The following is a 3,277-nucleotide window of genomic DNA, read 5'->3' on the forward strand; positions in this document are numbered from 1 at the left end:
TCGCGCGTGCGGCGCTGTGTTCTCCCCAGCGCCGGGCCTCGGGCGGCGCGGTGGCCAGGGCGGGCAGCACCAGGACGTCGATGTCGTCGCCGAAGTAGGTCTCCGCGGCGCCGCCGCGCCAGCGGGCCCGTCCTCGCGCCCCGTCCGTGTGGAGCCTCCTCAGAACGCGCCCGACCTGGATCATCTGCCGCACGGCGTGGCCCAGTTCGGCTTGGTCGAGTTCGTCTGTGTCGAGGGAGGCGCAGGAGTACCAGGTGCTCAGGTTCGAAGGGCCGAGCCAAACGGGGTAGCCGCGGGTGTGGCGAGCCACCGTGTGGCCGAGCCCGGTGAGGACGGCGAACAGCGACACGGCGGCCTGGGCACACGGCCGGTCGATCGGGCTGACGGCCTGGATCGGGCGCACCGAGATGCCGATGCGCAGCGGCTCGGGCTCCTCGAGTTCGGCCAGCGCCGGGGCGTCGGCCATGACCGACAGCGCGGTCGCCGCGTCCTGGACCGTAGTGGCCAGCGGGCCGTTCTCGACCAGGCCGAACCACTGCTCGGTGCCGTCGAGGGAGACCGGGACCACGTCGCGGCCCGGCTTGATGCCGACCAGGCCGCAGCAGGAGGCGGGGATGCGGATCGAGCCGAGCCCGTCGTTGCCGTGCGCGAGGGGTACCAGCGCCGCCGCCACGGCCGCCGCGCTGCCGCCGGACGAGCCGCCGGGGGTGCGCTCGCGGTTCCACGGGTTGCGTACGACTGCGAAGGGACTGTCGGACATCGGGAAGAGGCACAGCTCCGGGACGTTTGTGAGGCCCACGACGACTGCGCCGGCCGCCCTCAGTCGCTGCACCACCGGGTGGTCGACGGGGTTCGGGTCTGCCGGGCTCGCGGTGGTGCCGTTGCGTTTCTGCTCTCCGGCGACCTCGACGTTGTCCTTGATCGCGACGGGCACCCCGGCGAGCGGCAGCTCGGCCAGATCGGGGCGGGCGGCGACCTCGTCGGCCTCGGCCAGGGCCTCGTCGTGGCGGACCCGGCGGAACGCGCTGAGGCGGGGATCGAGCCGGGCGATGCGCTCGAGATGTGCCGCGACGACGTCGCGCGGGGTGACTTGGCCGGTGCGCACGGCGTCGGAGATCTGCGCGGCGGTCTTGCCGATCCAGGCCGTCGAGGTCATGGCCGTGATTCAAACGCGTGATGGCCCGCTTGCCAAGCACCGTGTGTCTATCCGCTTTTTGAACATAATCCTTCCAAGGCATAACCAGGTTGCCGGGAACGGCGCGTTCCCCGAGGCTGTCCGCATGGCCGGTTATTCAGGGACCCTGCTGCCCCGCAAGCTCGGCATCAAGGAGGGCGCGACGGTCGTCCTGCTGGACGCGCCCGAGGGCTTCGAGGCGCTGCTCGATCCGCTGCCGGTCGGCGTGACCGTCGAGCGGGCGCCCGCCATGGCGTTCTCCGGATCTGGTTCGCCGAGCGCTGATTCGGCCGGCGCCGACTTCCTCGACGGCCGGCTGATCGACGTCGTCGTCGGCTTCACCAGGCGGCGCGACACGCTCGCCCGCTGGGTCGTCGCGGTCCGGCCTGCGCTGAAGCCGGCCGGCGCGTTGTGGATCGCCTGGCCCAAGCGGGCCTCCGGTCTGGCCACCGAGGTCGACGACAACGTCGTGCGGGAGCTGGCGCTGCCGACCGGGCTGGTGGACAACAAGGTCTGCGCAGTCGACGAGACGTGGACGGGGCTGCGCCTGGTCGTGCGGCGCGAGCTGCGTCGCGGCGCGTGAGCCTCACCCGCCGACGTGTCGGCGCCGTCCAGTAGCGTGATCCCGATGTCCGGCTTCGAGACGATCCCCGGCACCCCGGACGGCGCCGTCGTGCTGCACGTGCCGCACGGCTCGCGCGCCATCCCCGACGAGGTGCGGCGCCGAATCCTGCTCGACGACGTCGCCCTGGCCGCCGAGCTCGACGACATGACCGACTCGCACACCGGCCTCATCGCCGCGCGCGCCGCCGCGGCCGCGGCACACCGGCCGTGGACCTTCGCCAACCGGCTGTCGCGGCTCGTGGTAGATCCCGAGCGCTTCCCCGACGAGCGCGAGGAGATGCGCGCGGTGGGCATGGGAGCCGTCTACACCAAAACCACGTCCGGTCGGCCGCTGCGCGCGGACGACCCCGAGCACGTCGCGGACCTGCTATCCCGCTACTTCCATCCGTACGCGCTAGCGATGGCGGACCTCGTGGACGCTCGGCTTGCCGCGACAGGCCGGGCCGTGATCATCGACGTGCACTCATATCCGAGCAAGCCGCTCCCCTACGAGCTGCACGCGGACGGACCTCGCCCGGAGATCTGTCTCGGCACGGACGCCTTTCACACGCCGCCCTGGCTGCTCGCCGCAGCGCGTGCCGCGTTCCGGGACTGCGGCGAGGTGGGGCTCGACAGTCCTTTCGCGGGGTGTTACGTGCCGCTGCGCCACTACGGAACGCACCGAGCCGTCACCGCGCTCATGATCGAGATCCGCCGTGACGTTTATATGACCGAGCCGGGTGGCGAGCCGACGTACGGGATCGATCGCGTGGCGGCAGCACTCGCCCAGCTGATCGATGCCGCCGTGCACGCACCCGCCGACGACCGCTGAGGAGCCGCCGTGAACGCCGTCCCGCAAAGCCTCGCCGATCTGTCCTTCGCGTCTGCGCTGCGCCCGTTCGACGACGACTTCAGCGCCACCGACGACTTCGACGCCTACCACTTCGCCGACGCCGTCTTCGAGAACGTCTCCGCGAACGGCGCACGCTTCCTCGAGTGCGCGTTCAACGGGGTGCGGTTGGAGGAGGCGAGCCTGCGCCAGTCCCGGTTCAGCGACGTGTGGCTGCACGAGACCCGGCTGGTCGCCGCCGATCTCGCCCAGACCGACTGGCTGGACTCCTGGTTCGTGGCGGCCGGCATAGCAGGCGTCCAGGCTTACGACGCCCAGTGGCGCCGCGTGGTGTTCCAGCGCTGCAAGTTCGACTCGGTCAACTTCCGCGGCGCCCACTTCACCGAGGTGGTGTTCGACTCCTGCCTGCTGCGCGACGTCGACTTCTCCGGCGCCGAACTCGATCGCGTCGGCTTCCCGGACTGCCGCCTGGAGGAGGTCACGTTCGCCAAAGCCGAATGCGCCCAGGTCGATCTGCGCGGCGCACAGCTGGGGATATCCGGCGGCTTCGACGGGCTGCGCGGCGCGGTGATCGACAGCGGGCAGCTGGTGGACCTCGCCCCGGCTCTCGCCGCCGCGCTCGGCATCACCGTCCAGGACCGCTGAGCCGG

The 3,277-nt window shown here is 71.5% G+C and carries 4 protein-coding genes; 3 read left to right on the forward strand and 1 reads right to left on the reverse strand.

Annotation, left to right across the window (positions count from 1 at the left end):
* The coding region (locus VGZ32_RS27210) for an amidase (RefSeq protein WP_326889077.1) at positions 1 to 1,156 on the reverse strand (1,156 nt) is incomplete at its 3' end.
* 124 nt (positions 1,157 to 1,280) lie between these two features.
* Here VGZ32_RS27210 and VGZ32_RS27215 point away from each other — a divergent pair.
* The 3 genes from VGZ32_RS27215 to VGZ32_RS27225 are packed head-to-tail and all read left to right on the forward strand — an operon-like array spanning position 1,281 to position 3,272.
* A complete protein-coding gene (locus VGZ32_RS27215) occupies positions 1,281 to 1,757 on the forward strand; it encodes a DUF3052 family protein (protein ID WP_326889078.1) in 477 nt (158 codons plus the stop codon).
* A gap of 45 nt (positions 1,758 to 1,802) precedes the next feature.
* A complete protein-coding gene (locus tag VGZ32_RS27220; RefSeq protein ID WP_326889079.1) occupies positions 1,803 to 2,609 on the forward strand; it encodes an N-formylglutamate amidohydrolase in 807 nt (268 codons plus the stop codon).
* A gap of 9 nt (positions 2,610 to 2,618) precedes the next feature.
* Positions 2,619 to 3,272 carry a pentapeptide repeat-containing protein gene (locus VGZ32_RS27225; protein WP_326889080.1) on the forward strand — a complete coding sequence of 218 codons (654 nt, stop codon included), beginning with the start codon at positions 2,619 to 2,621 and terminating at the stop codon, positions 3,270 to 3,272.
* Positions 3,273 to 3,277 lie beyond the last annotated feature (5 nt).

The organism is Actinocrinis sp. (assembly GCF_035938995.1).
Taxonomy (GTDB): domain Bacteria; phylum Actinomycetota; class Actinomycetes; order Streptomycetales; family Catenulisporaceae; genus DASZGI01.